20 protein-coding genes and 1 riboswitch are annotated in these 23,831 nt (G+C 64.4%); of the genes, 12 read left to right on the forward strand and 8 right to left on the reverse strand.

Annotated features, from left to right (window positions below):
• The 4 genes from F615_RS18020 to F615_RS0108295 form a co-directional block, all read right to left on the reverse strand.
• Window positions 1–1,367 (reverse strand): Ig-like domain-containing protein (locus F615_RS18020; protein WP_033371113.1); only part of this gene is annotated, 1,367 nt, incomplete at its 3' end.
• Between the two features lie 363 nt (window positions 1,368–1,730).
• The gene (locus F615_RS0108285) at window positions 1,731–3,101 is read right to left on the reverse strand and encodes an HlyD family type I secretion periplasmic adaptor subunit (RefSeq protein WP_019560712.1); all 1,371 of its coding nucleotides are present in this window, start codon (window positions 3,099–3,101) and stop codon (window positions 1,731–1,733) included.
• Window positions 3,098–5,305, reverse strand: a complete 2,208-nt coding sequence (locus tag F615_RS0108290; protein ID WP_019560713.1) for a type I secretion system permease/ATPase — start codon at window positions 5,303–5,305, stop codon at window positions 3,098–3,100. Before F615_RS0108290 ends, F615_RS0108285 begins: the two co-directional genes overlap by 4 nt.
• Window positions 5,306–5,328: 23 nt before the next feature.
• The gene (locus F615_RS0108295) at window positions 5,329–5,874 is read right to left on the reverse strand and encodes an NUDIX hydrolase (RefSeq protein ID WP_019560714.1); all 546 of its coding nucleotides are present in this window, start codon (window positions 5,872–5,874) and stop codon (window positions 5,329–5,331) included.
• A gap of 82 nt (window positions 5,875–5,956) precedes the next feature.
• Between F615_RS0108295 and F615_RS0108300 the strand changes: the two genes are divergently transcribed.
• The 6 genes from F615_RS0108300 (at window position 5,957) to phbB (ending at window position 12,191) form a co-directional block, all read left to right on the forward strand.
• A complete protein-coding gene (locus F615_RS0108300; RefSeq protein WP_051090212.1) occupies window positions 5,957–6,655 on the forward strand; it encodes a fumarylacetoacetate hydrolase family protein in 699 nt (232 codons plus the stop codon).
• A 20-nt stretch (window positions 6,656–6,675) separates the two neighbouring features.
• Entirely contained in the window at window positions 6,676–7,317 is a 642-nt protein-coding gene (maiA, locus tag F615_RS0108305) for a maleylacetoacetate isomerase (RefSeq protein ID WP_019560716.1), read from the forward strand.
• Window positions 7,314–8,069, forward strand: coding sequence for a peptidoglycan editing factor PgeF (pgeF, locus tag F615_RS0108310; protein WP_019560717.1), 756 nt, complete (start codon window positions 7,314–7,316; stop codon window positions 8,067–8,069). Before maiA ends, pgeF begins: the two co-directional genes overlap by 4 nt.
• Window positions 8,070–8,466: 397 nt before the next feature.
• Window positions 8,467–10,140: a class I poly(R)-hydroxyalkanoic acid synthase gene (gene phaC / locus F615_RS0108315; RefSeq protein WP_026330149.1), complete on the forward strand. Its 1,674-nt coding sequence runs from the start codon at window positions 8,467–8,469 to the stop codon at window positions 10,138–10,140.
• Window positions 10,141–10,165: 25 nt separating this feature from the next.
• A complete protein-coding gene (locus tag F615_RS0108320) occupies window positions 10,166–11,344 on the forward strand; it encodes an acetyl-CoA C-acetyltransferase (protein WP_019560719.1) in 1,179 nt (392 codons plus the stop codon).
• Between the two features lie 109 nt (window positions 11,345–11,453).
• Window positions 11,454–12,191 carry an acetoacetyl-CoA reductase gene (gene phbB / locus F615_RS0108325; RefSeq protein WP_019560720.1) on the forward strand — a complete coding sequence of 246 codons (738 nt, stop codon included), beginning with the start codon at window positions 11,454–11,456 and terminating at the stop codon, window positions 12,189–12,191.
• Window positions 12,192–12,228: 37 nt separating this feature from the next.
• On the opposite strand, the gene mnmH is transcribed toward phbB, so the two are convergent.
• Both mnmH and F615_RS0108335 read right to left on the reverse strand, forming a co-directional pair.
• Window positions 12,229–13,296 carry a tRNA 2-selenouridine(34) synthase MnmH gene (gene mnmH / locus F615_RS0108330; RefSeq protein WP_019560721.1) on the reverse strand — a complete coding sequence of 356 codons (1,068 nt, stop codon included), beginning with the start codon at window positions 13,294–13,296 and terminating at the stop codon, window positions 12,229–12,231.
• 10 nt (window positions 13,297–13,306) lie between these two features.
• Window positions 13,307–13,966, reverse strand: coding sequence for an arylesterase (locus F615_RS0108335; protein WP_019560722.1), 660 nt, complete (start codon window positions 13,964–13,966; stop codon window positions 13,307–13,309).
• On the opposite strand from F615_RS0108335, the gene F615_RS0108340 reads away from it, so the two are divergent.
• The 4 genes from F615_RS0108340 to F615_RS0108355 all read left to right on the forward strand — a co-directional run bounded on the left by F615_RS0108340 (window position 13,965) and on the right by F615_RS0108355 (window position 16,828).
• On the forward strand, window positions 13,965–14,651 hold the full coding sequence (locus F615_RS0108340) for an ABC transporter ATP-binding protein (RefSeq protein ID WP_019560723.1): 687 nt from the start codon (window positions 13,965–13,967) through the stop codon (window positions 14,649–14,651). The genes F615_RS0108335 and F615_RS0108340 overlap by 2 nt on opposite strands.
• Before the next feature lie 70 nt (window positions 14,652–14,721).
• Window positions 14,722–15,456, forward strand: a complete 735-nt coding sequence (gene rlmB, locus F615_RS0108345; RefSeq protein ID WP_026330150.1) for a 23S rRNA (guanosine(2251)-2'-O)-methyltransferase RlmB — start codon at window positions 14,722–14,724, stop codon at window positions 15,454–15,456.
• A 97-nt stretch (window positions 15,457–15,553) separates the two neighbouring features.
• Complete coding sequence (upp, locus tag F615_RS0108350; protein WP_019560725.1) at window positions 15,554–16,186, forward strand: uracil phosphoribosyltransferase; 633 nt, start codon at window positions 15,554–15,556, stop codon at window positions 16,184–16,186.
• A gap of 165 nt (window positions 16,187–16,351) precedes the next feature.
• Window positions 16,352–16,828 (forward strand): DUF302 domain-containing protein, encoded by a 477-nt coding sequence (locus F615_RS0108355; protein ID WP_019560726.1) that lies wholly within the window; start codon window positions 16,352–16,354, stop codon window positions 16,826–16,828.
• Between the two features lie 10 nt (window positions 16,829–16,838).
• On the opposite strand, the gene F615_RS0108360 is transcribed toward F615_RS0108355, so the two are convergent.
• Together F615_RS0108360 and F615_RS0108365 are read right to left on the reverse strand one after the other, a co-directional pair.
• Window positions 16,839–18,026 (reverse strand): MFS transporter, encoded by a 1,188-nt coding sequence (locus F615_RS0108360; RefSeq protein ID WP_051090214.1) that lies wholly within the window; start codon window positions 18,024–18,026, stop codon window positions 16,839–16,841.
• Window positions 18,027–18,037: 11 nt separating this feature from the next.
• Window positions 18,038–19,048, reverse strand: coding sequence for a D-2-hydroxyacid dehydrogenase family protein (locus F615_RS0108365; protein ID WP_019560728.1), 1,011 nt, complete (start codon window positions 19,046–19,048; stop codon window positions 18,038–18,040).
• Window positions 19,049–19,213: 165 nt separating this feature from the next.
• Here F615_RS0108365 and F615_RS0108370 point away from each other — a divergent pair, with 165 nt between their 5' ends.
• Window positions 19,214–21,646, forward strand: a complete 2,433-nt coding sequence (locus tag F615_RS0108370; RefSeq protein ID WP_026330152.1) for a penicillin acylase family protein — start codon at window positions 19,214–19,216, stop codon at window positions 21,644–21,646.
• 106 nt (window positions 21,647–21,752) lie between these two features.
• Window positions 21,753–21,855: riboswitch (TPP riboswitch) on the forward strand.
• Window positions 21,856–21,950: 95 nt separating this feature from the next.
• A complete protein-coding gene (thiC, locus tag F615_RS0108375) occupies window positions 21,951–23,831 on the forward strand; it encodes a phosphomethylpyrimidine synthase ThiC (protein WP_019560730.1) in 1,881 nt (626 codons plus the stop codon).

Raw genomic sequence — 23,831 nt, forward strand, 5'->3', positions numbered from 1 at the left:
TGGCCGTCGCTGACGGTGTAGGTGATGGTGTCGGTGCCGTGGAAATTGGCGTTGGGCGTGTAGGTGAGGCTGCCATCGGCATGGATGAGGACCGCACCATGGGTGGCGCTGGCCGCACTCACGCTCAAGGCATCGCCATCGACATCGCTGTCATTGGCCAGCACGGCGATGGTCACCGGGGTGTCTTCGGCGGTGGTGGCCGCATCGGGCTGGGCCACGGGCGCATCGTTGACGGCCTGGACTTGGATGACGGCTGTGGCAGGCGCCGAGGTGTTGCCATTGCGGTCGGTCACAGTGACCGTGACGGTCCGATCCACCGTGGCGGGCGCATCACTGGCGTTCGAAAAGGTCACGGCGCGGATGGCGGCTTCGTAGTCAGCCAGCGATGCAACGCCGCTGAAGGTGATCGTGTGGCCTGAGACTGACGCGCTGATGCCGGCGGGGAGTGATCCGAAACTCAACACGTCATTGGGTTGCGGATTGCTCAAGGTGACGCTTGCGCCGGTGAGGCTGGGGGAATCCGGGTCGTCGATCCTCAGGTCGATGTCGCCAATGGATACCGGTGAACCGTTTTCTGTGAACGTGGCCGCATACCCGGTGCCGGGTTGTGAGGCATCGAGATCTATCACGGGCGGCTCGATATCGGCCGTCAGGGTGACAGAGGCGCTGCTGCCCGGGTTCCCGGCCAGGTCGGTGTAGCTGCCCGCGGTCACGGCGATGCTGGGCCTGTCCGAGCCGGACTGCGTGAAGGTGGCGGTCCAGGTGTTGAGGCCGATCTGCGTGAGTCCTGAGACGATGCCTCCGGTCACCGTGATGTCCGAGGCATCGAAGCCAGAGACCGGCTCGCTGAAGCTGAAAGTGAGGGTGGTGGAGTCGCCGGGGGCCAGCAAGACGTCCGCTGCGGAGATCGTGAGGGTGGGAGCCGTGGCGTCGAGCGTACCGGGAGCTTGATCTGCGGACGATGCGGTTTGGCCCAATTCGGTGGTGGCGGCGGCGTCGGTGTTCGTGGGGAGCTCGAACGACCGGCTGCCGATGGTTTCGGTGATACGTTCGACGCGCAGCCCCGGTGGCAAGCCACTGTTGCCGCCTGCATCGGCGGTCAAGCCGGCTGCCGGCGCATCTTGTTCGTTGGCGACCCCAGATTCCAACGATTCGATCACGCGGTCGATCTCGGCCGTGGCACGTTCGCCATTGCGAGATGCACCCTCGGCGGGAAGTCCAGCGGGCAGGGCATTTGCGTCGAGGACTTCGACATGGCGCGGTACGAACGTGGCCCCTGCCGGATCTTCAAGCTCGATGCGGGCGCCTTCGGCCAATACCAGGATTTCGTCAGCATGGACGACGTCACCCAGTTGCAAACGACGCATCCGTCCCGATGGATCGCGAGCGTAAACGATGCCAGAGAGGGCGGAGACGGTTCCGATGACAGCGGAGGCGGCTTGAGACATGGCGTTGACCTGGGTCGAAGCTTGTTGCATTTAGTGACGGTTTTATGGCGTCAGGATAAAGATCTGCCGCGGCTTGGGCCCCCTTCTTTTTAGGGGGGGTGGCGTGAATTGCTTCACAACTGAAGGCAGTTTTTTCGTCGATCGCACCCATTCGGGCTGGGGGCCGCCGATGCCAGGCGCTTGCGGGCGCTGCGAAATGCAAATCGATGGAAAAATGCCGCTCTTTCGTGAATGAAATCACGATTGAGCCTTCGATCGGGGCGTTTTGGGAGCGTGGGGCACTCAGCGTTCGGTCAGTGCCACGGATTTGGCTCGCAGTATCGGCTTGAGCAGATAGCTCAGCACAGTCTTGTTGCCGGTCAGGATGTCGACTTCGGCGGTCATGCCGGGAATGATCGGCAAGTGTTCCCCCAAGGAGGGGCGGTCGGTGCGTACTCGCACGACATAGTACGCATTGCCGCGTTCATCGACGACGGTGTCGGGACTGATGTTTTCGACTTTCGCACTCAAGCCGCCGTATATGGCGAAGTCGTAGGCCGTGAACTTGACCATGGCTTCTTGGCCCGGGCGGATGAAGGCGATGTCTCGGGGCATGACGCGGGCCTCCAGCAGCAGTGCATCGTCCAAAGGCACGATTTCGACGACATCGCGGCCGGGTTGGATGACGCCGCCCACCGTATTGGCCAGCAAGCGTTGCACGGTGCCTCGTACTGGAGAGCGCACGGCGGTTTTGTCCACCCGGTCAGCCAGCGCCACACTGCTTTCGTTCAGCGCGGCCAATTTGGCCAAGACTTCGGACAATTCTTTGCGGGCGTCGTTGCGGAAGGAGATTTCCGTCTCCTGGATTTTGCGTTGCGCCTCGACAATGGCCGCTTGCACTCTGGCGATCTGGGCCGTGGTTTGCTCGGTTTCACCGCGCAGGCGGGCGACTTCGCGTTCGAGCCGCAGCACATCCACTTCGGAGACGGCGCCAGAGGCCAGCAAGGGACGGGTTTTGTTCAGCTCTTGCTGAGCCAGTTCCAGGGCTTGTTGTGCCGATTGACGGCGTGCGCGGATTTCAGCCAGCTCTTGCTGGCGCTGCAACAACTGTTGCTGATTGATCGACAACAGATTGGCCAATTCGGCCTGACGAGCTTCAAGCAAGCGCCGCTCTTCCTCGACGATACGGGTTTCTTCGGGGTCGTGATCCGTCACAGCCGGGGGCTTGAAGGCGCCACCTTCGGCAATGGCCCGCAGCCGGGCCTCCCGGGCGCGCAGGGCGAAGGCTTGAATGCGGCTTTCGTTGACGCCGGAAGCGGCTCGGGTTTCGTCGATGCGGAGCAACAACTGCCCGGGCTCGACCACTTCACCCTCACGCACGAGGATTTCGGCCACCACGCCGCCGTCGAGCGATTGCACCACTTGGAGCTGTCGCGACGGAATCACGCGTCCTTCGGCTCGTGTGATTTCATCCACGCGGGCCAAGGCCGCCCACACCAGCAGCGCAGCGGTGACGATGACCGCGATTCGGACGATGCGTTGAGCCCGGTGTGTGGATCGCTGGCTCATCAATTCCTCGGCTTCCAGCTCGAAGCCATGGAATGAGCGCTGGACCTCCTCGGGGGAGGGGTCCTGTGCCAGTTGGCGCCATCGATTCCACCAATCCCGAATCATGCGGCCCTCGCAATCTTGCCGGCCGACAGTGCTTCAAGGATGCGATCGCGCGGGCCGTCGGCCACCACTTTGCCTGCGTCCACCACGATCACCCGGTTGACCAGTGACAGCAAAGACGTGCGATGCGTGACCAGCACCACCGTCTTGCCTTGGGCGAAGCGGCTGATCTTGGTGTTCACATGGGCTTCACTGGAGAAATCCATCGCGCTGGTGGGCTCATCGAGCAAGAGTACCGGGGCGTTGTGCAGCACGGCGCGGGCGATGCCGACGGCCTGGCGCTGCCCACCAGAGAGCGATTCGCCGCGCTCGCCGACCATCATGTCGAAGCCCAGCGGGTGACGATTGACGAATTCCATCAGGCCAGCGACCTCGGCAGCGGCCAGCAAAGCGGAGTCATCCGCATACGGCATCCCCAGGGTGATGTTGTCGCGCAGCGAGCCATAAAACAGCGTCACGTCTTGCGAGACATAGGCCACGTTGCGGCGGATGTCGGCCGGATCGAGCTGTCGCACATCGATGCCGTCGAGCAAGACGGCGCCTTGGTCGGGGCGGTACAGCCCGAGGATGAGCTTTTGGATCGTCGATTTGCCCGAGCCGACGCGGCCGATCAGTGCCACACGGTCGCCTGCGGCGATCTTGAAACTCACGCCGTCCAAGGCCTGGTCTTGCCGGTGAGGGTAGGCAAAGCGCACATCACGAAATTCGATCTCGCCGGTGAACTCTTTGCGTTGCACGTAATGCGCGCCGGCCGGACGCTCCACCGGCTGCGACATGATTTGGTTGAGCGACTCCAGCGCGGTGCGTGCTCCTTGATATTGCATGAGCAGCCCAACGATCTGGCCTGCAGGAGCCAGCGCCCGAGACGCCAGCATCGTGCAGGCAATCAGCCCCCCCATGGTCAGTTCCCGCTCGCCGATCAGATACACGCCCGCCACGATGATCACCACCGTGACGAACTGCTGCACGCTGGCCGTGCCATGCAAGGCGCTGGCCGACAAGCGCCGCATGCGCACATTCAGCCCGGCCAGATATTGATTGGCACGCTCCCAACGGCTTTGGATCACGCTCTCGGCAGCTTGCGTCTTGATCGTCTCGAGCCCGGTGAGGCTTTCCACCAGCGTGGCATTGCGCATGGCGCTGGCGCGATAGGTTTGCTCGGCCAAGGCGTGCAATCGTCCTTGCAACACAAAACCCAACAGCAATACGCCGCCGAAAGCCAGCAGCACCGGCAGGAGCAGCCAAGGTGAGATCCAGGCGATGAGCGCCAAGAACAACAGTGCAAAGGGCAGGTCGATCAGCGCAGTGACGGTGGATGAGGCGATGAAGTCTCGCACTTGCTCGAAGCTGCGCAAGTTGGCCGCCAGCGACCCCACCGACTCGGGACGATGCTCCATGCGCAAGCCCAGCACCTGTTCCATCAGCGCCGCGGAGATCCGCACGTCGATGCGTGCGCTGGCTTCGTCGATGAAGCGCCCCCTGAGGGTGCGCATCAGCAGGTCGGCCCCGATCACCAATGCCACACCGATGGCCAAGGCCCACAATGTTTCGATCGCGTGGTTGGGAACCACACGGTCGTACACATTCATCGCGAACAGCGGAAATACCAGGGCGAAGACGTTGATCAACAACGCAGCCCACAGCACGTCTCGATAAACGAATCGTTGCTCGAAGACGGCGGACCAAAACCAATGTCGCGTTGGCTCTTGGCGCACCGGCGGAGTGCGCTCGTCGAACCGGAAATGTGGACGCACGAACAGTGTCAGGCCGGTGTACCGCTCGGCCAGCTCGGCGCGTGTGAAACTGACGGCGCCTTGGCCCGATTCGGGCAACAGCACCTGGGCCCGTTCTGCGCCTTCGTCCCAGCCCAGCAGCACGCAGGCTTTGTTCCCCCGGAGCAAAAGGATGGCCGGCAGCACGGCGGATTCGATGTCTTCCAACGCGCAGCGCTGCAGCTTGCAGGCCATGCCCGCGCGCGCGGCCGCGCGTTCGGCCAGGGACAAGGTCAGACGACCACCAACCAGGGGTAAGCCTGCCGACAAGCTGGCCCGAGTGGCCGACTGGCCATGCAGCCGACAAACCTCGATCAGGCAATCGAGCAGCGGATCGGCATGCACCAGGTCTTCACGCTGGCGGGGCGTCGGCTCGGCCACGGCGGGCGGGCCTGGCGGCGGGGCTGCAGAGGTGGCATCGGGCAAGGCGGTCATGCGCAGAATCGATGGTGCGAACTTTAGGTGATATCGGCACAGTGCACACGAAACTCACCCCGCTGGCGGTCTTCCAAGTAGCGCAGCAGGGTCTCGCGTACGGTACGAAACGCCAACTCATCCCAGGGAATCTCGTCCGGTGAAAACAGGCGGGCTTCGATCGTCTCCGGCCCGGGGCGAAAGGCCGTGTCCAAGAGTCGGGCGCGGTAGAACAAGTGCACCTGTCCAACCCGCACCACATTGAGCAGTGCAAACAATCCTTCGAGCTCGACGCGAGCACCGGCCTCCTCCTCGGTTTCCCTCAAGGCCCCTTGCTCGGTCGTCTCGCCCAGCTCCATGAAGCCGGCGGGCAAAGTCCACAGCCCGTAGCGCGGCTCGATGTTGCGCCGGCACAGCAACACCTGATCACCCCAAACCGGAATCGTGCCCACCACGTTGAGCGGGTTGACGTAATGAACGGTTCCGCAGGCCGGACAGACGGCCCGCTCACGATTGTCATCGGCCGGGACCAGGTACTGGACCGCGGTGCCGCAGGCTCTGCAGTGCTTGATCTGGCGGGCATGGAGCATGGGGGGCAGTGTAGCGTGAGCCCGTGTCCGCAACGGCGCGCGCCGGTGTAGCATCCGGGCATCCAGTCCTGCGGAGTTTCCCTTGGGTGACGTCTTTGCTCCCCCTGCTGTCGTGCGAGTTCCCGTGGCCGGATCGGCCGACACGTTCCCGGTGCACCGCATCTACTGCGTCGGTCGCAACTATGTCGAGCACGCCATCGAGATGGGCCACACGGGACGCGAAGCGCCGTTTTTCTTCCTCAAGCCTGCCGATGCGGTCCTGCCAGTGCGTGCCGGCGAGGTCGGTCAGATGCATTACCCCGGCCTGACCCGTAACTTGCACCACGAGATGGAACTGGTCGTGGCCATCGGCAAGGGCGGGCGAGACATTCCCGCGGCTCAAGCCTTGTCGCACGTGTGGGGCTATGCCGCCGGCCTGGATATGACGCGGCGCGATCTCCAAAATGAGATGAAAAAGCAGGGGCGCCCCTGGTGCATTGGTAAGGGCTTCGAGGAGTCTGCGCCTATCGGGCCCATCGTGCCGGCGGCCCAAGCGCCCGGGGTGCTGGATGCGGCCATCGAGCTCAGTGTCAATGGCCAGGTGCGCCAGTCCAGTCGTACCAGCAAACTCATCTGGAGCGTCGCTGAAGTCATCGAGCACCTGTCCAGCGCCTGGACCCTGGCCCCCGGCGATCTGATCTACACCGGCACGCCAGAAGGCGTCGGGGCCGTCGTCCCCGGCGACCTGCTCGTCGGGCGCATCGAAGGGCTGCCCGAACTCCAAGTGCGCATCATCGACTGAAGCCAGCGACGCCAACGGTCATGAAGCTGTACAACTACTTTCGGTCCTCGGCCTCGTTTCGTGTGCGAATCGCACTCGAACTCAAAGGCTTGCGCTATGACTATGTGCCGGTTCACCTCGTCAAGAACGAGCAGCTGTCGGCGCCGTTTACCGAGGTGTCGGCCGAACGGCTGGTGCCGGTGCTGCAAGACGGGGGGCTGACCCTGACGCAGTCGATGGCGATCATCGAATATTTGGATGAAACCCACCCCGAGCCGCCCCTGCTGCCTGCCGATGCGGCCGGACGTGCGCGCGTGCGAGCCCTGGCGCAGTCGATCGCATGCGAAATCCATCCGTTGAACAATTTGCGCGTGCTGCGGTATCTGGTGCATGAGCTCGGTATGTCCGAAGAGGCCAAGAACGCTTGGTACCGACATTGGGTCGAGACTGGGCTGGAGGCCGTGGAACGCCTGTTGAGCGGCTCGCCCCCCACCGGGCGGTGCTGCCATGGAGACCAGCCCACGCTGGCCGATTGTGTGCTGGTGCCGCAGATCTTCAATGCGCAGCGTTTCGACTGCCGGCTCGACCATGTGCCCACCGTCATGCGCATCTTTGAGCACTGCATGCAGTTGCCAGCCTTCGTTGCGGCGCAGCCCTCACGCTGTCCGGACGCCCAGGCGTGAACACGCAAAGCTGGTTCACGCCCACATGGGCCTCCCCGCCTGGCGTGCGCGCCGTGATGACTACTCGTGCGGGGGGCTTCAGTCAGCCGCCTTTTGACGGGTTCAATTTGGGCGATCACGTGGGCGATGATGTCCTGACCGTGGCCAGGCATCGGCAGCACCTGGCCCAGACCTTGGGCGTCACCGCCGTGTATCTGCGGCAGGTGCATGGCACCCACGTGGTGCATCTGCACACATCGATGGCCAGTCATCCGCCCCCGCAAGCCGATGCGGCAGTGAGCACCACACCGGGCCTGGCGTGTGCGATTTTGGTGGCCGATTGTCTGCCGGTCTTGCTGGCCCATGACCGGGGCCTCGGCGTGGGCGCCGCCCATGCCGGCTGGCGCGGGCTGGCCGGCGGCGTCATCGAGAACACGGTGGCTGCGTTGTGTCAGACCATCGGATGCGATCCGGGCTCGCTGGTGGCCTGGTTGGGGCCATGCATCGGGCCAAGGCGCTTCGAGGTGGGGGAGGAGGTGCGCGAAGCCTTCTGCCGCGTGCACGCCACGGCGGCCACCCATTTCCGGGCAGGCCCACAGCCTGGCAAGTGGTTGGCCGATCTCGTGGGCTTGGCGCGCGACCGACTGCGGCACAGCGGCGTGACACGGGTCAGCGCCTGCGGCGCATGCACGGTCGAAGACGTTTCACGCTTCTTCTCGTTCCGCCGCGACGGAATCACGGGCCGCATGGCCGCGCTCGTTTGGATCGCCTGAGGCTGCGGCTGCTTGCTCGCGGGCGATTGCCGCCCGTTGCGCCCGCCGCCGTGCTGGCGTGCCCAACAGGTACATCACCAACGAGACCGGCCCCAGCCCATAAAACAGGAAGGTCACGACGGCGCCCAGTACCGAGCCCTGGGTGCTGATCGCTTCGGCCACAGCCATCATCAAAGCGACGTACAGCCAAGCAATGGCCACGAGGTACATGGAGCAGATGCGCCAAAGGCCTTGGGCGTCGCCCTCGGCATGCGTCAAGCAAACGGACAAACACCAATTATGCGCGCTTCGGAATGTTCGATTTCGCAAGGCGGCCGGTGTAAAAACACGACATTGGTGAATCCGTCGCGCAGCGCTGGCCACGGGGCCCCTGCCGGCATCGACCTCCGAGGAACAGATGAAGCGAACCACCTCCAGTGCATATGAACCGGCCCAGGCTCTTGGAGAGCACGTGGGCGAGGCCATGGCGGCACTGGCTCGGCTCAACATTCCGGCCGAACGGCTGGCGGCCTTGCAGACCGAGTACCTGAAAGAAGCCGCGGCCTTGTGGAATGGGTTCATCAGTGCTGGGGGCCACAGTGCGCTCAAGCCCGACGACCGACGTTTTGCTGCCAAGGAATGGGCCGAGAACCCCGTGGCGGCGTACCTCGCCTCGGTGTATTTGCTCAATGCTCGAACCTTGCTCAACCTTGCCGAAAGCGTCCAGGCCGACGAGAAAACCCGAGCGCGTCTGCGGTTTGCCGTGCAGCAATGGATCGACGCGACCGCACCGAGCAACTTTCTGGCCTTCAATCCCGAAGCCCAACGGCGTGCGCTGGAAACCGGAGGCCAGAGCATCGCTCAGGGTTTACGCCAATTGCTGGCCGACATTCGCCAGGGCCACCTGTCTCAAACCGACGAGAGTGTCTTCGAGGTCGGGCGCAACGTGGCCACCACGGCGGGGTCGGTGATCTTCGAAAACGAGATCTTCCAGCTCATCGAGTACAAGCCACTGACGACCAAGGTGTACGAGCGGCCGCTGCTGATCGTGCCGCCTTGTATCAACAAGTACTACATCCTCGATTTGCAGCCGGACAACTCGTTCATTCGCTACGCGGTGGAGCAGGGCCATCGCGTGTTCGTGATGAGCTGGCGCAATGCCGACGAAAGCATCGCGCACCTCACCTGGGACGACTACATCGACCAGGGCGTGATCCGTGCCCTGCGGGTGGTCCAGGAGGTGAGCGGGCAAGAGCAGGTCAACACCTTGGGTTTTTGCATCGGCGGCACCATTTTGGCCACGGCGCTGGCCGTTCTGGCCGCACGAGGCGAGCAAGCGGCTCACAGTGTGACGCTGCTGACTTCGTTCCTCGATTTCAGCGACACCGGTGTGCTGGACATCTTCGTCGATGAAGCGTCGGTGCAGCTGCGTGAGATGACCATCGGCCAGCGTAGCCCCACCGGTCCGGGCTTGCTCAAAGGCCAGGAACTGGCGGCAACGTTTTCCTTCTTGCGGCCCAACGACTTGGTATGGAACTATGTCGTGGGCAACTACCTCAAGGGCGAGACGCCACCGCCGTTCGACTTGCTGTACTGGAATTCGGACAGCACCAACCTGCCTGGCCCGATGTATTGTTGGTATCTGCGCAATACCTATTTGGAAAACAACCTCGCGGTGCCTGGCAAGGTTCGGGTCTGCGGTGAGCCGGTCGATTTCGGGCGCATCCAGGCGCCGGCTTTCATTTACGCGTCACGGGAAGACCATATCGTGCCTTGGCAGAGCGCTTATGCATCGACCCGGTTGCTCAAAGGCAAGAAGCAGTTCGTGTTGGGAGCCTCGGGACACATCGCCGGCGTCATCAACCCGCCGCTCAAGAACAAGCGCAGCTTCTGGACTCAGCCCAAGCTGCCGGCCGACCCGCAGGCCTGGCTGGCCGGCGCGACCGAACATCCCGGAAGCTGGTGGCCGAGCTGGGCTGGCTGGCTGGCCGACCATGGCGGCCGGCAGATTCCGGCGCCACGCCGTCCCGGTCACCGTCGGTACCCCCCCATCGAACCCGCCCCTGGCCGCTATGTGAAGGTCAGGGCTTGATTCGGATTTACTGCAGGAGAACATCATGAGCGACATCGTCATCGTTTCCGCAGCCCGCACCGCGGTGGGCAAGTTCGGCGGCACCCTGGCCCGGACCCCGGCGGCCGAGCTCGGCGCCGTCGTGATCGCCGAAGCACTGCGCCGTGCCGGCATCGCGGGCGAACAGGTCAGTGAGGTCATCATGGGGCAGGTGCTACAAGCCGGTTGCGGCCAAAACCCTGCCCGTCAGGCCGTCATCAAAGCGGGCCTGCCCCACGCGGTGCCGGCCATGACCATCAACAAAGTGTGTGGATCGGGCTTGAAGGCCGTGATGCTGGCCGCACAAGCCATTCGCGATGGCGATGCCGAGGTCGTCGTCGCCGGGGGGCAGGAAAACATGAGCCAGGCCCCGCACGTGCTGCTGGGCTCGCGCGAGGGCCAGCGCATGGGCGACTGGAAAATGATCGATTCGATGATCACCGACGGTCTGTGGGACGTCTACAACCAGTACCACATGGGCATCACCGCCGAGAACGTGGCCAAAAAGTATGGCATCAGCCGTGAGGAGCAGGATGCCTTGGCCTTGGCGTCGCAGCAAAAAGCCGCTGCGGCCCAAGATGCCGGCCGGTTTCGTGACGAGATCGTCGCGGTGAACATTCCGCAGAAGAAGGGCGACCCCATCGTTTTCGATACCGACGAGTTCATCAACCGCAAGACCAGTGCCGAGGCCTTGGCCGGCCTGCGTCCGGCCTTCGACAAAGCCGGCAGCGTGACCGCTGGCAATGCCTCAGGGATCAACGATGGAGCAGCGGCGGTGGTCGTGATGAGCGCGAAGAAGGCCGACCAGCTTGGTCTCAAGCCGCTGGCGCGCATCGCGTCCTATGCCAGCGCCGGTCTGGACCCGGCCTACATGGGCATGGGGCCGGTGCCGGCAGCGCGCAAAGCGCTGGAGCGTGCCGGCTGGAAAGCCGCCGACCTGGATCTGCTCGAGATCAATGAAGCCTTTGCCGCGCAGGCCTGCGCCGTGCACAAAGAAATGGGCTGGGATACGAGCAAGGTCAATGTCAACGGAGGCGCCATCGCCATCGGGCATCCGATTGGGGCCTCGGGTTGCCGCATCCTGGTCACACTGCTGTACGAAATGCAGCGGCGCCGCGCCCGCAAGGGCCTGGCGTCGCTGTGCATCGGCGGTGGCATGGGAGTTGCACTGACCGTCGAGCGCTGAAGGATTTCCAACCCCCAGGCCCGGGTGCACAGGGAGAGTACGGGTTGACCGACGAGGCCTTTCGGTCGACGCTGGATCCGGGCCGCATGAACTTCATCAGGAGCATCACATGAGTCAGAAAGTCGCATACGTCACCGGTGGCATGGGTGGCATCGGCACCGCGATTTGCCAGCGCTTGGCCAGAAGCGGGTTCAAAGTGATCGCCGGCTGCGGGCCCAGCCGCGACTACCAGAAGTGGCTCGACCAGCAAAAGGAACTGGGCTACACCTTTTATGCATCGGTTGGCAACGTGGCCGACTGGGATTCGACCGTTCAGGCTTTCGCGAAAGCCAAGGCCGAACATGGCCCCATCGATGTGCTGGTCAACAATGCCGGCATCACCCGCGACCGCATGTTCCTCAAAATGACACCGGAGGATTGGCATGCGGTGATCGACACCAACCTCAACAGCATGTTCAACGTCACCAAACAGGTGGTGCCCGACATGGTCGAGCGCGGTTGGGGACGGATCATCCAGATTTCCTCGGTCAACGGCGAAAAGGGCCAAGCCGGTCAGACCAACTATTCGGCCGCCAAGGCCGGTATGCATGGCTTCACGATGGCTCTGGCGCAGGAATTGGCGTCCAAGGGGGTGACGGTCAACACCGTCAGCCCCGGCTATATCAGCACCGACATGGTGCGTGCGATCAAGCCCGAGGTGCTCGAAAAGATCATCGCCACCATCCCGGTCAAGCGGCTGGGCACCCCTGAAGAAATCGCTTCGATCGTGGCCTGGATTGCCTCGGAGGATTCGGGCTTTGCCACGGGCGCCGACTTCTCCATCAACGGCGGCTTGCACATGGGGTAAGCCAGGACATGCGGCCGTCCCGGCGGACGGCCGGGTGTCAGTGCCGCTCTTCGTTGGCGATCAACTCGCGAGCCAGGGCGGCATAGGCCTGTGCGGAGGACGATGCCGGGACCAGGCGAGTCGCTTCGGCATGGCGCAGGAAGTTTCGCCGCAAAGAGGCTTCATAGCCCGGGTCGTAATGCTGCACGAGCAGGGCTTCAACCAGGTCGACGAAGCGCCCCTCTCGCGCGGCCTGTTTCCAGCCGTCCACTTTGGCCCGGCCTCTCAGGGGCACCAGGTGGTCGAGCTGCTGGCACAAGGCGTCCACATCGCGCAGGAAAAAGTCGTACTCCTCCATCAGCAGCGCTATGCGCTCGGGCAATGCCAGGTCGATATGCAGACACTGGGCCTGGCGGATGCTCTCAATCAAGGCGAGGGGCACTTGCAACAGTCCTAGCTTGCGGCTCTCGCTTTCCACATAGACCACCCGGTGAGGATCGAAGGTCCGCAGGGCCTGCCAGATGCGGGTTTCGAACTGCTTTTGAGAGGGTTGGGGGCGTCCGGGCAGCAGGCCAAGCACCGAGCCCCGATGCTCGGCCAGGGCCTCCAGGTCCAACACCTGCGCCCCCTGGGCCTGCAGCGCTTGCAGCAAACGGCTTTTGCCCGAGCCGGTGCGACCACACAAGACCCGCCAGGTGTATCGCGAGGGCAGGGTCTCGAGGTCGCGCACCACGTGGCGTCGCCAGGCCTTGTAGCCGCCTTCGAGCAGATGAACCCGAAAGCCGATCTGTCCCAGCACCAAAGCCAGGGCTCCAGAGCGCTGGCCGCCGCGCCAACAATACAGCAGCGGTGCCCAGTCTTTCGGTTTGTCCATCACCTCGCGCTCGATGTGCGCGGCGATGTTGCGGGCGACCATGGCGGCACCGATTTTGCGAGCCTCGAAAGCCGAGACTTGCTTGTAACACGTGCCCACGATACGGCGTTGCTCATCGTCCAGAGACGGCCAGTTGCGTGCACCGGGCAGGCGATCCAGGGCGTACTCGGAGGGCGAGCGAGCATCGATGATGGTGTCGAAGCGGTTCAGGCCGGCGATCGCTTCGGCTGCAGCCACGGGAACGATGGGCATGCCAGGCACCTCAGGACTTCAGCAAGCGGCGCAAGGCGGGCCACACATTGTCCAGCAGCACCGGTTGGGCTGCTTCGTTCGGATGGATGCGGTCGGGCTGGAAAAACTTGGCGGCCTCCGGCACATCGGCCACCCCTCGCAACAGGAAGGGGACCAGCGGCACCTTTTCGGTAGCGGCCACGTGCTCGAAGACGGCCGCAAAGCGTTCGGTGTAAGCGCGGCCGTAATTGGGCGGCACCTGGATGCCCACCAACAGCACGCGAGCACCAGCCTGACGCGACATGCGGACCATCTCCGTCAGATTGCGCTGGGTCGCCTCCAGCGGTAGACCGCGCAGGGCGTCGTTGCCGCCCAGTTCGATCACCACGTGGGTGGGGCGGTGCTGGCGCAACAGTGCTGGCAGGCGCGATCGCCCGCCAGCGCTGGTGTCCCCGCTGATGCTGGCATTGATGACGTTGGCTGCCATACCCTCGCGTTGCAGACGCTGCTGCAGCAGCGCCACCCAACCACTGCCGCGGGCAAGGCCGTATTCGGCCGACAAACTGTCGCCCACCACCAGGATGCGAGCCGGAGCATTGGCCCAGGTCGCCCGCGGCAGCGATAACCCGGCAAACAGGTGGACTGTGAGGGCCGCGATAAAGTGGCGGCGTTGTGACAAGCGCACGATCATGACTGAACCCATCATTGCGGTGGAGCGGCTGACCAAGCGGGTGACGGACTCCACCGGCACGCTGACGATTCTCCACGATATCGATTTCGCACTGGCTCGGCGGGAATCGGTGGCCATCGTCGGGGCCTCCGGCTCGGGCAAATCGACCTTGCTGTCGATCCTTGCAGGTCTGGACACGCCCACTGCGGGCACGGTCCGGCTGGACGGCGTGGATCTTTTCGCCCTGGATGAGGACCGGCGTGCCGCAGTGCGTGCGGCCAAGGTGGGCTTCGTCTTCCAGAGCTTTCAGCTCATGGCCAATCTGACCGCCCTGGAGAACGTGATGTTGCCGCTGGAGCTGCAGGGCCGCCCCGATGCGCGCCAGCGTGCGGCGGCGATGCTCGAGCGCGTGGGGCTGGGTCAACGCCTGGGCCACTATCCTCGGGTGCTGTCCGGCGGCGAACAGCAGCGCGTGGCGCTGGCCCGTGCCTTTGTGGTGGAACCCGAACTGCTGCTGGCCGACGAACCGACGGGCAGTTTGGACTTCGCCACGGGCGAAACCGTGATGGACTTGATGTTCTCGCTGAACCGAGAGCGCGGCACCACCTTGGTGCTCGTCACTCACGACCGTGGCATTGCCGCCCGTTGCGACCGTCAGATCCGACTCGAAGCCGGCCGCTTGATGCTTCCGGCCGAAGCCGTCTGAGCGCGCGTGGCCACGCGATGGCGCTACCATCGCGCGCAAGTATCGTTGGTTGCCCGCGAAAGATTCGACCTTGAGCTCTGCGAAGATCCTGTTCGGCTTCCATGCCGTGACGGTGCGCTTGAAGACCGCGCCGCAATCCATCGTCGACATCCATGTCGACGCCAGCCGGCGCGATCAGCGCATGCGTCAATTCCTGGCCAGGGCTGAGGAAGCCGGTGTGCGGCTGATCGACAGTGATGACGATCGACTCCAACGGCTGTGCGGCACACACCGTCACCAGGGCGTGGTCGCCCGGGTTCAGCCCCTGCCCATGGCGCGATCGCTGGACGATGTGCTCGACGGCCTGGAGGTGGCGCCCTTGCTGCTCGTGCTCGACGGCGTGACCGATCCGCACAATCTGGGGGCTTGCTTGCGCGTGGCCGATGGCGCTGGCGCGCATGCAGTGATCGCCCCCAAGGATCACGCGGTGGGCGTGAACGCCACGGTGGCCAAAGTGGCCAGCGGCGCGGCCGAGACGGTGCCGTACTTCATGGTGACCAATTTGGCGCGCACACTGGGCGAGCTCAAAGAGCGCAACATTTGGGTGATCGGCACGGCCGGGGAGGCGTCGCGAAGCGTTTTCGATGCCGACCTGAAGGTGCCGGTGGCACTGGTGCTGGGCGCCGAGGGCACGGGCTTGCGGCAGCTCACCCGCAAGACCTGCGATGAATTGGTGTCCATCCCGATGCGTGGCGTCGTCGAAAGCCTCAATGTGTCAGTGGCCAGCGGCATCTGCCTGTACGAGGCGCTGCGGCAGCGGCGCTGAGCCGCCGGCATGGGCCACGGCCAGGCCGGGCTCGCTACACTGCGGGCATTGCGGTTCGGCACACGGCCGCACCGAGGTCCGTTTTCCGGTGAATCCCATGCCTGTCATCGAAGTCCAGCACCCCCTCGTCAAGCACAAAATCGGCCTGCTGCGAGAGGCCGACATTTCAACCAAGAAATTCCGTGAGTTGACCTCCGAGGTGGCCCGACTGCTCGCGTACGAGGCCACAGCCGATTTTCCGCTGGAGAAGGTCACTTTGCAGTGCTGGAGTGGCCCCACCGAAGTCGATCGCATCAAAGGCAAGAAGGTCACGGTCGTGCCCATCTTGCGGGCGGGCATCGGCATGCTCGACGGCGTGCTGGACATGGTTCCCAACGCGAAGATCAGCGTCGTGGGCCTGTCGCGCAACCACGACACCTTGCAACCCGAGCACTATTTCGAGAACTTCGTGGGCAACCTGGAAGCGCGCACCGCCCTCATCATCGACCCCATGCTGGCCACGGCCGGCTCGATGAATGCCACGATCGATCTGCTCAAGCGCAAGGGCTGCAAGGACATCCGGGCGTTGGTGCTCGTGGCAGCCCCCGAAGGCGTGCGAGCACTGGACGCCGCCCATCCGGACGTTCGGTGTTGGACGGCTGCCATCGACAGCCATCTCAACGAGAACGGCTACATCATCCCCGGGCTGGGCGATGCCGGCGACAAAATCTTTGGCACCAAGCACGACTGATCCGTGCCGCAAAGAGGCGCGAATCAGATTGTAAAAATTTCGATCTGTCAACAGAAATTCACGCAGGCGCCTCTTTTTCGTTGTAAAACAGCGTCGTTGCCTGGGGTGTGCCCAGGCCTCACCCTGCGTCGCCATCGGCGACCCTCGCACTGGAAGGAGGAGCCCATGCCGCGTTCTTTGCACCGCCGCGCGCCGCTGCGCTTGTGGATGACGGGTTGTGTGGCCGTCGTGATGGCCGCGTTGAGCTCGCCTTTGGCGCGGGGAAAGACGGAAGACGCCGTGGACCGGCCTGGCCGTCATGCCTTGGTCAGCCCCTACGATGTCGATGAAACGGTCTCCAAGATCGAGGCGGCTGCGTCCTCGCACGGTTTGGTCGTCTTTGCCAAGCGGATTCCGCCCGAGTGCCCGGGAGCCACGCTGGTGTTGGGCTTGTCCGGCGGCGTGACGCCGGTGGTGATGGACGATGGCAGTCGTGAAATCGAGCTGCCATGGCAGATCGACGTGGTGCGTGCATCGGACGGGCGCACCGAGGTGCGGTTCCATGACCCCTGGCCATGGTCTGACATGGTGGCCGATGCACCACCGGATGCCTTGCGGGCCATTGGCCCGCTGCCGGCCCTGCTGCAGTCCGCCCTGGGTTGAGGGCCACGGGTTAGCCGGGTGGGGCCTCGCTCAGGGAAGGGGTGCGCGCACACACCCGTTGGGCCCACAAGCTCAGGGCCAAGGCCGCGATCACCCAAACCAACCCGACCCGGTGTAGCCAGTCGTAGCCCCAATGGGCCACCAGCCAGCCTCCGGCGGCGGCTCCTGTGGCTTGCCCAAGGTAGATGGCCGCTGTGTTGAGTGCCATCAGCGCCGGCGCCAGCAGGGGGGCCACATGGCTGAGCCGAGCTTGCTGGGCCGAGTTCGAGGCCATGCAACTCAGGCCCCAGGGCACCAGCACGAGCAGCGTCAGAGCCAGACCACGGGCCAGTGGCCACAGGCTCATGCTGAGCACGATCAGACCCAGCAACCAGGCTACCGCCCGGTGCGCGCCGATGCGATCGACCGTGCGCGACAGCAGCAGATTGCCGATCAGGCCCCACAGACCAAACCAGCCGAAGATGAGCGCGAGCTGACCGGGCGTGGCCTGCACCACGTCTCGAAAGTACGGCGCGAAGTAAGAGAACACAGTGAACTGTCCGGCTCCGGCCAGTGCCGTGACCCCGACCATGGCCATCCACACCGGGTGGGTCATCACGCCGCGCCAGGCGCGCAGGCTCAGCCCGGGGGGCTGGATGCCTGCTGGCATGCAGCGCAGAACGAGCCCAGCCGCCATGAGGGACAGCAGGGCGACGAAGGCCATCGCCGCGCGCCAGCCGTGGGTTTCGCCGATCCAGGCATTCAGGGGCATGCCCAGGACCGAGGCGAGGGCCCAGCCGAGAAACACGGTCGTGATGCTGCGCCCACGCTGCTGTGGCGGGGCCATGTGCCCGATCGCGGCGGCCGCTTGAGGCGTAAACACCGCAGCGGCCAACATCGTCAAGGCCCGCAGCGGCCATAGGCTGTCGTAATCGGGCATCAGGGCGCACAGGCCATGGCCCAAGGCATACCACACGAGAGCGCCGGACAGGAGGCGCCGCCGGTCCCAACCCGAGACCCACACGGCCAGCATGGGGGCCCCAGCGGCCATCACGACGGCTGCTGCCGTGATGAGCTGGCCGGCCACGGCCACCGACACTTGCAACGACCGCGCCAGGTCGTTGAGTGTGCCGCCCACGACCATGACGCCACAGCCGATGACGAAGTTGCCCAACATCAGCACCCGCCGGGTCGCCGCCAGCGTGTGGGGTCCCGGCATGGCGATCGGGCTCATCCGCGGAAGACCTTCAGCGCGTCTGGGTTGACCAGGTTCGTGGGCCGGCCTTCGATGAAATTGATGACGTTTTGAAATGCTGCGCTGAAATAAAGCTCGTAACTGTCTTGTTCGACATAGCCGATGTGCGGGGTGCACACGGCGTTTTCCAAGCGCAGCAGCGGGTGGCCGGGCAAGGGCGGTTCGGTCTCGTAGACATCCACGGCGGCCATCCCGGGGCGGCCCTTGTTCAGACCGCTGACCAAGGCATTGTCCTCCACGAGTTCGGCGCGCGCAGTGTTGACGAACAGCGCCGTAGGCTTCATGCGCAGCAGGTCATCGAGCTTGACGATGCCCCGGGTCTCGGGCACCAGGCGCAGGTGCAGCGAGAGCACGTCACTGGACTCGAAGAGGGCCTCGCGACTGAAGGCGGCCTCGAAGCCATCGGCCTGGGCGCGCTGGCGTGAAGCTTCGCTGCCCCACACCAGCACCTTCATGCCGAAAGCACGGCCGTAGCCGGCCACCAGTTGACCGATCTTGCCGTAGCCCCATAGGCCCAGCGTCTTGCCCTTGAGCACCATGCCCAAGCCGAAATTGGGGGGCATGGAAGCGGCTTTCAGGCCCGACTGCTGCCAAGCTCCATGCTTGAGGTTGCCGATGTATTGCGGCAACCGCCGCATGGCGGCCATGATCAAGGCCCACGTGAGCTCTGCCGGCGCCACCGGCGAACCCACCCCCTCAGCCACGGCGATGCCCAGGCGCGTGCAGGCGTCGATGTCGATGTGCGGGCCCACCCGGCCCGTCTGGGAGATCAGTTTCAGACGAGGCAGCTTCTCCAGCAACTGCCGGGGGAATTGCGTGCGCTCCCGGATCAGCACCAGCACGTCGGCATCGCGCAGCCGCACCGAGAGTTGGCCAATGCCCTTGACCGTGTTGGTGAAGACCTTGGCGTTGTAGGGCTCCAGCATGGCCGCACAACGCAGCTTGCGCACGGCGTCCTGATAATCGTCCAGGATGATGATGTTCATGCCTCGTGATTCTGCATCCATCGGCAGCCGATGGGCATGCGGGCTCGCAACAGGACGCAACGCGGTGCGCTGGGCCCCGTGTGCACGGGTGTGCCAAACTTGCATCGCGCGGTCCCCGCAGGATCGCGGCCTTGGTGCATACGATCGACCGATGGAGACGAAACCGTGAAGTGGCTCAGAGGGATGCTGGCGGCCGTGCTATTGCTCGTGGTGGCACTGGTCGCTGCCATAGGGACCTACCGCGCATTGGTGCTGCCCAAGACCGAGGGCGAATTGAAGGTATCGGGGCTGAGCGCCCCGGTCAGCATCGTGCGCGACGAACACGGCATCCCCACCATTCGGGCGCAGAACCTGGAAGACCTGATGTTTGCCTTGGGCTTCGTGCATGCCCAAGATCGACTGTGGCAGCTGGAGATGCACCGCCGCATTGGTCGTGGCCAGTTGGCCGAGGTGTTCGGCGAGTCGGCCTTGGACACCGACCGCTTCCTGCGAGCCTTGGGGGTGAGGCGCACCGCACAGGCCCAGTGGCAAGCCGTGCAGGGCGAGACGCGCCGCGCCATCGAAGCCTATGCAGCGGGCATCAATGCCTTCGTCGAACAGCACATGGATGTGCGTCCGCCGGAGTTCCTCATCCTCGGCTTGCAGCCTGGGCGTTGGGAACCCGCCGACACCTTGGCCTGGACCACGATGATGGCTTGGGACCTGGGCGCCAACTGGAATGCGGAGTTGATCCGCATGCGTTTGGCCTTGAGTCTGCCGGTGCAGCGCATCAACGAACTCATGCCCCCGTATCCTGGGGAGGCGCCCCTGCCGCTGGCCGATTACGCCGCGTTGTATCGTTCGCTCAAGCTCGATGGCAAGCTCGGACAGCATGCATTGAACGCTGCGCCGCCGTCGGGCATCGAGGGCTTGGGTTCGAACAACTGGGTCGTCTCGGGGGCGCGTTCTCAGACGGGGCATCCTTTGCTGGCCAACGACCCCCATTTGAAGCTCAGTGCGCCGGCCTTGTGGTACTTCGCACGCCTGGAGGCACCCGGCTTCAAAGTGGCCGGGGCCACGATGCCGGGGTTGCCGGTCGTGGTGCTCGGGCAAAACGAGCACATCGCCTGGGGTTTCACCAATACCGGGCCGGACGTGCAAGATCTCTATCTCGAAGAAATTCATCCGGAAGACCCATCCTTGTACCGCACGCCCGAGGGCTGGGCGCGCTTCGAGACCTTCGAGGAGACCGTGCGTGTGCGGGGCGGGGCCGAAGTGAAGTTCACCGTGCGGGCCACGCGTCACGGCCCGGTGATTTCGGATGCACCGGCTGCCGGAGCGGACGGTCTGACCGGCCCCAAGGAGGCGCCCCGGTATGCACTGGCCATGCGCTGGACGGCGCTGGACGTGCCCAACACCTCGATGGAAGGGGCGCTGGCGATCAACCGGGCTTCCAGCGTGCCGGCATTCATTGAAGCTGCAGCCTCGCTGAACATTGCCCCCATGCAAAACATGGTGGTGGCCGACCGCGACGGACGTATCGGCTGGGTGGCCGCCGGCCGGGTGCCGCTGCGGGCACCGGACAATGATTTGAAAGGCCAGGTGCCGGCACCGGGCTGGGAGGCCCGCTACGACTGGGTGGGTTATCTCGATACCAGCCTCACGCCGCGTGAGATCGATCCGGCGCGGGGGTGGATCGCCACGGCCAATCAACGCATCCACGGGCCGGACTATCCGCATTATCTGGGCAGCGAATGGGCGCTGCCTTACCGCCAAGAGCGCATCGAAGCCCTGCTGCAAGCGCAGCAGCGGCACGACTTGGACAGTTTCGCCCGGATGCAGGCCGACGAGCTTTCGCTGGCCACCGTCAAGCTCCTGCCGTATTTGCGCCGTGCGCAGTCTTCACACCGGCTGGCCGCACCGGTGCATGCCATGCTCGCGCAGTTCGATGGCACGATGGCCGCACAGCGGCCCGAGCCGCTGGTATTCTGGGCTTGGATCCGGCATCTGACCGAAGGGCTGCTGGCCGACGAGGTCGGCCCCGAATTTCTTGGCCGTGCGCTGTCGGGGTCACGCAATTTCCGCGACGCCGTCGAAGGCATATTGATGCGCGACGACGCCTGGTGGTGCGATGACAAGCGCACGCCTGAGGTCACCGAAAGCTGCCAAATGCAGATCGACGCGGCCTTCCACAAAGCCTTGGAGGAGTTGGAATCCTTGCAGGGTTCCGACCCCGCCCGCTGGCAGTGGGGTCAGGTCCATCAATCCCGCGCCGAGCACCGCCCCTTCAGCCGCATCAAGGCGCTGGCTCCGCTGTTCGAGCTGCGCGTTCCCGTGGGCGGAGACACCTACACGGTGAACGTGGCGCGGGTCAACATGCGAGCCGATGCCAGCACGGGCGAGCATTACTTGAACGAGCATGGGCCGAGCTTGCGCGCCCTGTATGACGTGCACGATCCGTCACGCTCTCGCGTGATGCACTCCAGCGGTCAATCCGGCATCGTGTTGTCGCGCCACTACCATGACTTCGTCGAACGCTGGGCCAAGGTCGAATATGTGCCGCTGTGGGCACCGGCCGACGCGCAAGGAGCCACATTGCGGCTGGAGCCGGCGCGTTGAGCGATCGCGTGCGCCTGCGCGGGGTGCCTGAACCCAAGCGCGATGACGCGACACGTGAGGGCAGCGCCCACTGTCTTGACGCGGCTGCTGGCCGGGTTCTACACTCAGCGTCGCTCCGGGGTGCACCGTGTGCTGAGATGGCGTTTGACGCCAAACCCGATGAACTTGATCCGGTTAATACCGGCGGAAGAAGAGCTGAATTTGTCCCTTGCGCCCCTGGCCCGAGCGGGTTGGGGCCCCCTTGAAAGGGGGTAGCACCCAAAGGGCACTTTCCGGAGCAGCCACGAACCGGAAAGGAGCCCCCATGAACGCCCCCGACAAGTTTGCTCAATGGCTCGCGCAGGCGCGCGAGCCCTTTCCCGCGTCTCGCAAGGTCTGGGTCTCGGGCCAGTTGCACCCGACGGTGCGCGTGCCGATGCGGGAGGTGCAGCTCACCAATGGCGAGACGGTCACGCTGTACGACACCTCGGGCCCTTACACCGATCCGCAAGCGCTCATCGATGTGCGACGCGGTCTGCCGGCGCTGCGTCAGCCCTGGATCGAGGCCCGTGGCGACACCCAGACCTATGAGGGCCGTGTGGCACAGGCCGTGGATGATGGCCTGCGCGACGCAGCCCATGAGCGCTTGCAAACCTTGCGCGCCCAGGCCGCGGGCCTGCAGCGCCGACCTCGCCGTGCGCGCGCTGGTCGCAACGTCACCCAAATGCACTACGCCCGACGTGGCATCGTCACGCCCGAGATGGAGTTCGTGGCCATCCGCGAGAACGGTCGCCGGGAATGGATGCGTGAACACCTGGCCGACGCGCAACGCGAGGCGCGCCTGCGAGGCCAACCGCTCGGAGCCTGCCTGCCCGAGCTGATCACGCCAGAATTCGTGCGGGACGAGGTGGCCCGTGGCCGGGCGATCATTCCGGCCAACATCAACCATCCCGAGCTCGAGCCGATGGCCATCGGGCGCAACTTCTTGGTCAAAGTCAATGCCAACATCGGCAACTCGGCCGTGACCTCCAGCATCGAGGAAGAGGTAGAAAAGCTGGTGTGGGCCATCCGTTGGGGGGCCGATACCGTGATGGACCTGTCCACGGGTCGCAACATTCACACCACCCGTGATTGGATCCTGCGCAACTCACCGGTGCCCATCGGCACCGTGCCGATCTACCAAGCCTTGGAGAAGGTCGGCGGCGTTGCCGAGGATTTGACCTGGGAGATTTTCCGCGACACCCTGATCGAGCAGGCCGAGCAGGGGGTGGATTACTTCACCATCCATGCGGGCGTGCGTCTGGCCTACATCCCGCTGACGGCGCGGCGGCGCACGGGCATCGTCTCACGCGGTGGCTCCATTCTGGCCAAGTGGTGCATGGCGCATCATCGCGAGAACTTCCTCTACACGCATTTCGAAGAGATTTGCGAAATCATGAAGGCCTACGACGTGAGCTTCTCGCTCGGCGATGGCCTGCGCCCGGGCTCGCTGGCCGATGCCAACGACGAAGCCCAGTTCGCCGAATTGCGCACCCTGGGGGAGCTCACACAGATCGCCTGGAAGCACGATGTGCAAACCATGATCGAAGGCCCCGGCCATGTGCCCATGCATCTGATCCAGGCCAACATGGAAGAGCAGCTGCGGCACTGCCACGAAGCGCCGTTCTACACACTTGGGCCGCTGACGATCGACATTGCGCCAGGCTATGACCACATTGCCAGTGCGATCGGCGCGGCCATGATCGGCTGGTTCGGGACGGCCATGCTGTGCTATGTCACGCCCAAAGAGCACCTGGGTCTTCCCGATCGCGACGATGTCAAGCAAGGCTTGATCGCCTACAAGATCGCCGCCCACGCGGCCGACATCGCCAAGGGCCACCCGGGCGCGCGCGCGCGCGACGATGCGCTGTCCAAGGCCCGTTTCGAATTCCGGTGGACCGACCAGTTCAACCTCGGGCTCGACCCTGACACCGCGCGGGCATTCCACGACGAGACCTTGCCCAAGGACAGTGCCAAGGTTGCGCACTTCTGCTCGATGTGCGGGCCCAAGTTCTGCTCGATGAAGATCACCCAGGAGGTGCGCGAATACGCCGCCCAGCAGGGAATCTCGGAAGATCAGGCCCTGGCCGAAGGCTTGGCGGCGAAGTCCGAGGAGTTTCGCCAAGCTGGTGGCGAGCTTTACATCCCGCTGCATCCTCAGGGCTGA

The organism is Caldimonas manganoxidans ATCC BAA-369, assembly GCF_000381125.1.
In the GTDB taxonomy this organism is placed as follows: Bacteria; Pseudomonadota; Gammaproteobacteria; order Burkholderiales; family Burkholderiaceae_C; genus Caldimonas; species Caldimonas manganoxidans.

What these genes read in the sequence shown, in the direction of transcription:
- F615_RS0108285 (WP_019560712.1), bottom strand. Translation starts at nt 3,101, where the DNA reads ATGATTCGGGATTGGTGGAATCGATGGCGCCAACTGGCACAGGACCCC.
- F615_RS0108290 (WP_019560713.1), bottom strand. Translation starts at nt 5,305, where the DNA reads ATGACCGCCTTGCCCGATGCCACCTCTGCAGCCCCGCCGCCAGGCCCG.
- F615_RS0108295 (WP_019560714.1), bottom strand. Translation starts at nt 5,874, where the DNA reads ATGCTCCATGCCCGCCAGATCAAGCACTGCAGAGCCTGCGGCACCGCG.
- maiA (WP_019560716.1), top strand. Translation starts at nt 6,676, where the DNA reads ATGAAGCTGTACAACTACTTTCGGTCCTCGGCCTCGTTTCGTGTGCGA.
- phaC (WP_026330149.1), top strand. Translation starts at nt 8,467, where the DNA reads ATGAAGCGAACCACCTCCAGTGCATATGAACCGGCCCAGGCTCTTGGA.
- F615_RS0108320 (WP_019560719.1), top strand. Translation starts at nt 10,166, where the DNA reads ATGAGCGACATCGTCATCGTTTCCGCAGCCCGCACCGCGGTGGGCAAG.
- phbB (WP_019560720.1), top strand. Translation starts at nt 11,454, where the DNA reads ATGAGTCAGAAAGTCGCATACGTCACCGGTGGCATGGGTGGCATCGGC.
- mnmH (WP_019560721.1), bottom strand. Translation starts at nt 13,296, where the DNA reads ATGCCCATCGTTCCCGTGGCTGCAGCCGAAGCGATCGCCGGCCTGAAC.
- F615_RS0108340 (WP_019560723.1), top strand. Translation starts at nt 13,965, where the DNA reads ATGACTGAACCCATCATTGCGGTGGAGCGGCTGACCAAGCGGGTGACG.
- F615_RS0108335 (WP_019560722.1), bottom strand. Translation starts at nt 13,966, where the DNA reads ATGATCGTGCGCTTGTCACAACGCCGCCACTTTATCGCGGCCCTCACA.
- upp (WP_019560725.1), top strand. Translation starts at nt 15,554, where the DNA reads ATGCCTGTCATCGAAGTCCAGCACCCCCTCGTCAAGCACAAAATCGGC.
- F615_RS0108355 (WP_019560726.1), top strand. Translation starts at nt 16,352, where the DNA reads ATGCCGCGTTCTTTGCACCGCCGCGCGCCGCTGCGCTTGTGGATGACG.
- F615_RS0108360 (WP_051090214.1), bottom strand. Translation starts at nt 18,026, where the DNA reads ATGCCGGGACCCCACACGCTGGCGGCGACCCGGCGGGTGCTGATGTTG.
- F615_RS0108365 (WP_019560728.1), bottom strand. Translation starts at nt 19,048, where the DNA reads ATGAACATCATCATCCTGGACGATTATCAGGACGCCGTGCGCAAGCTG.
- thiC (WP_019560730.1), top strand. Translation starts at nt 21,951, where the DNA reads ATGAACGCCCCCGACAAGTTTGCTCAATGGCTCGCGCAGGCGCGCGAG.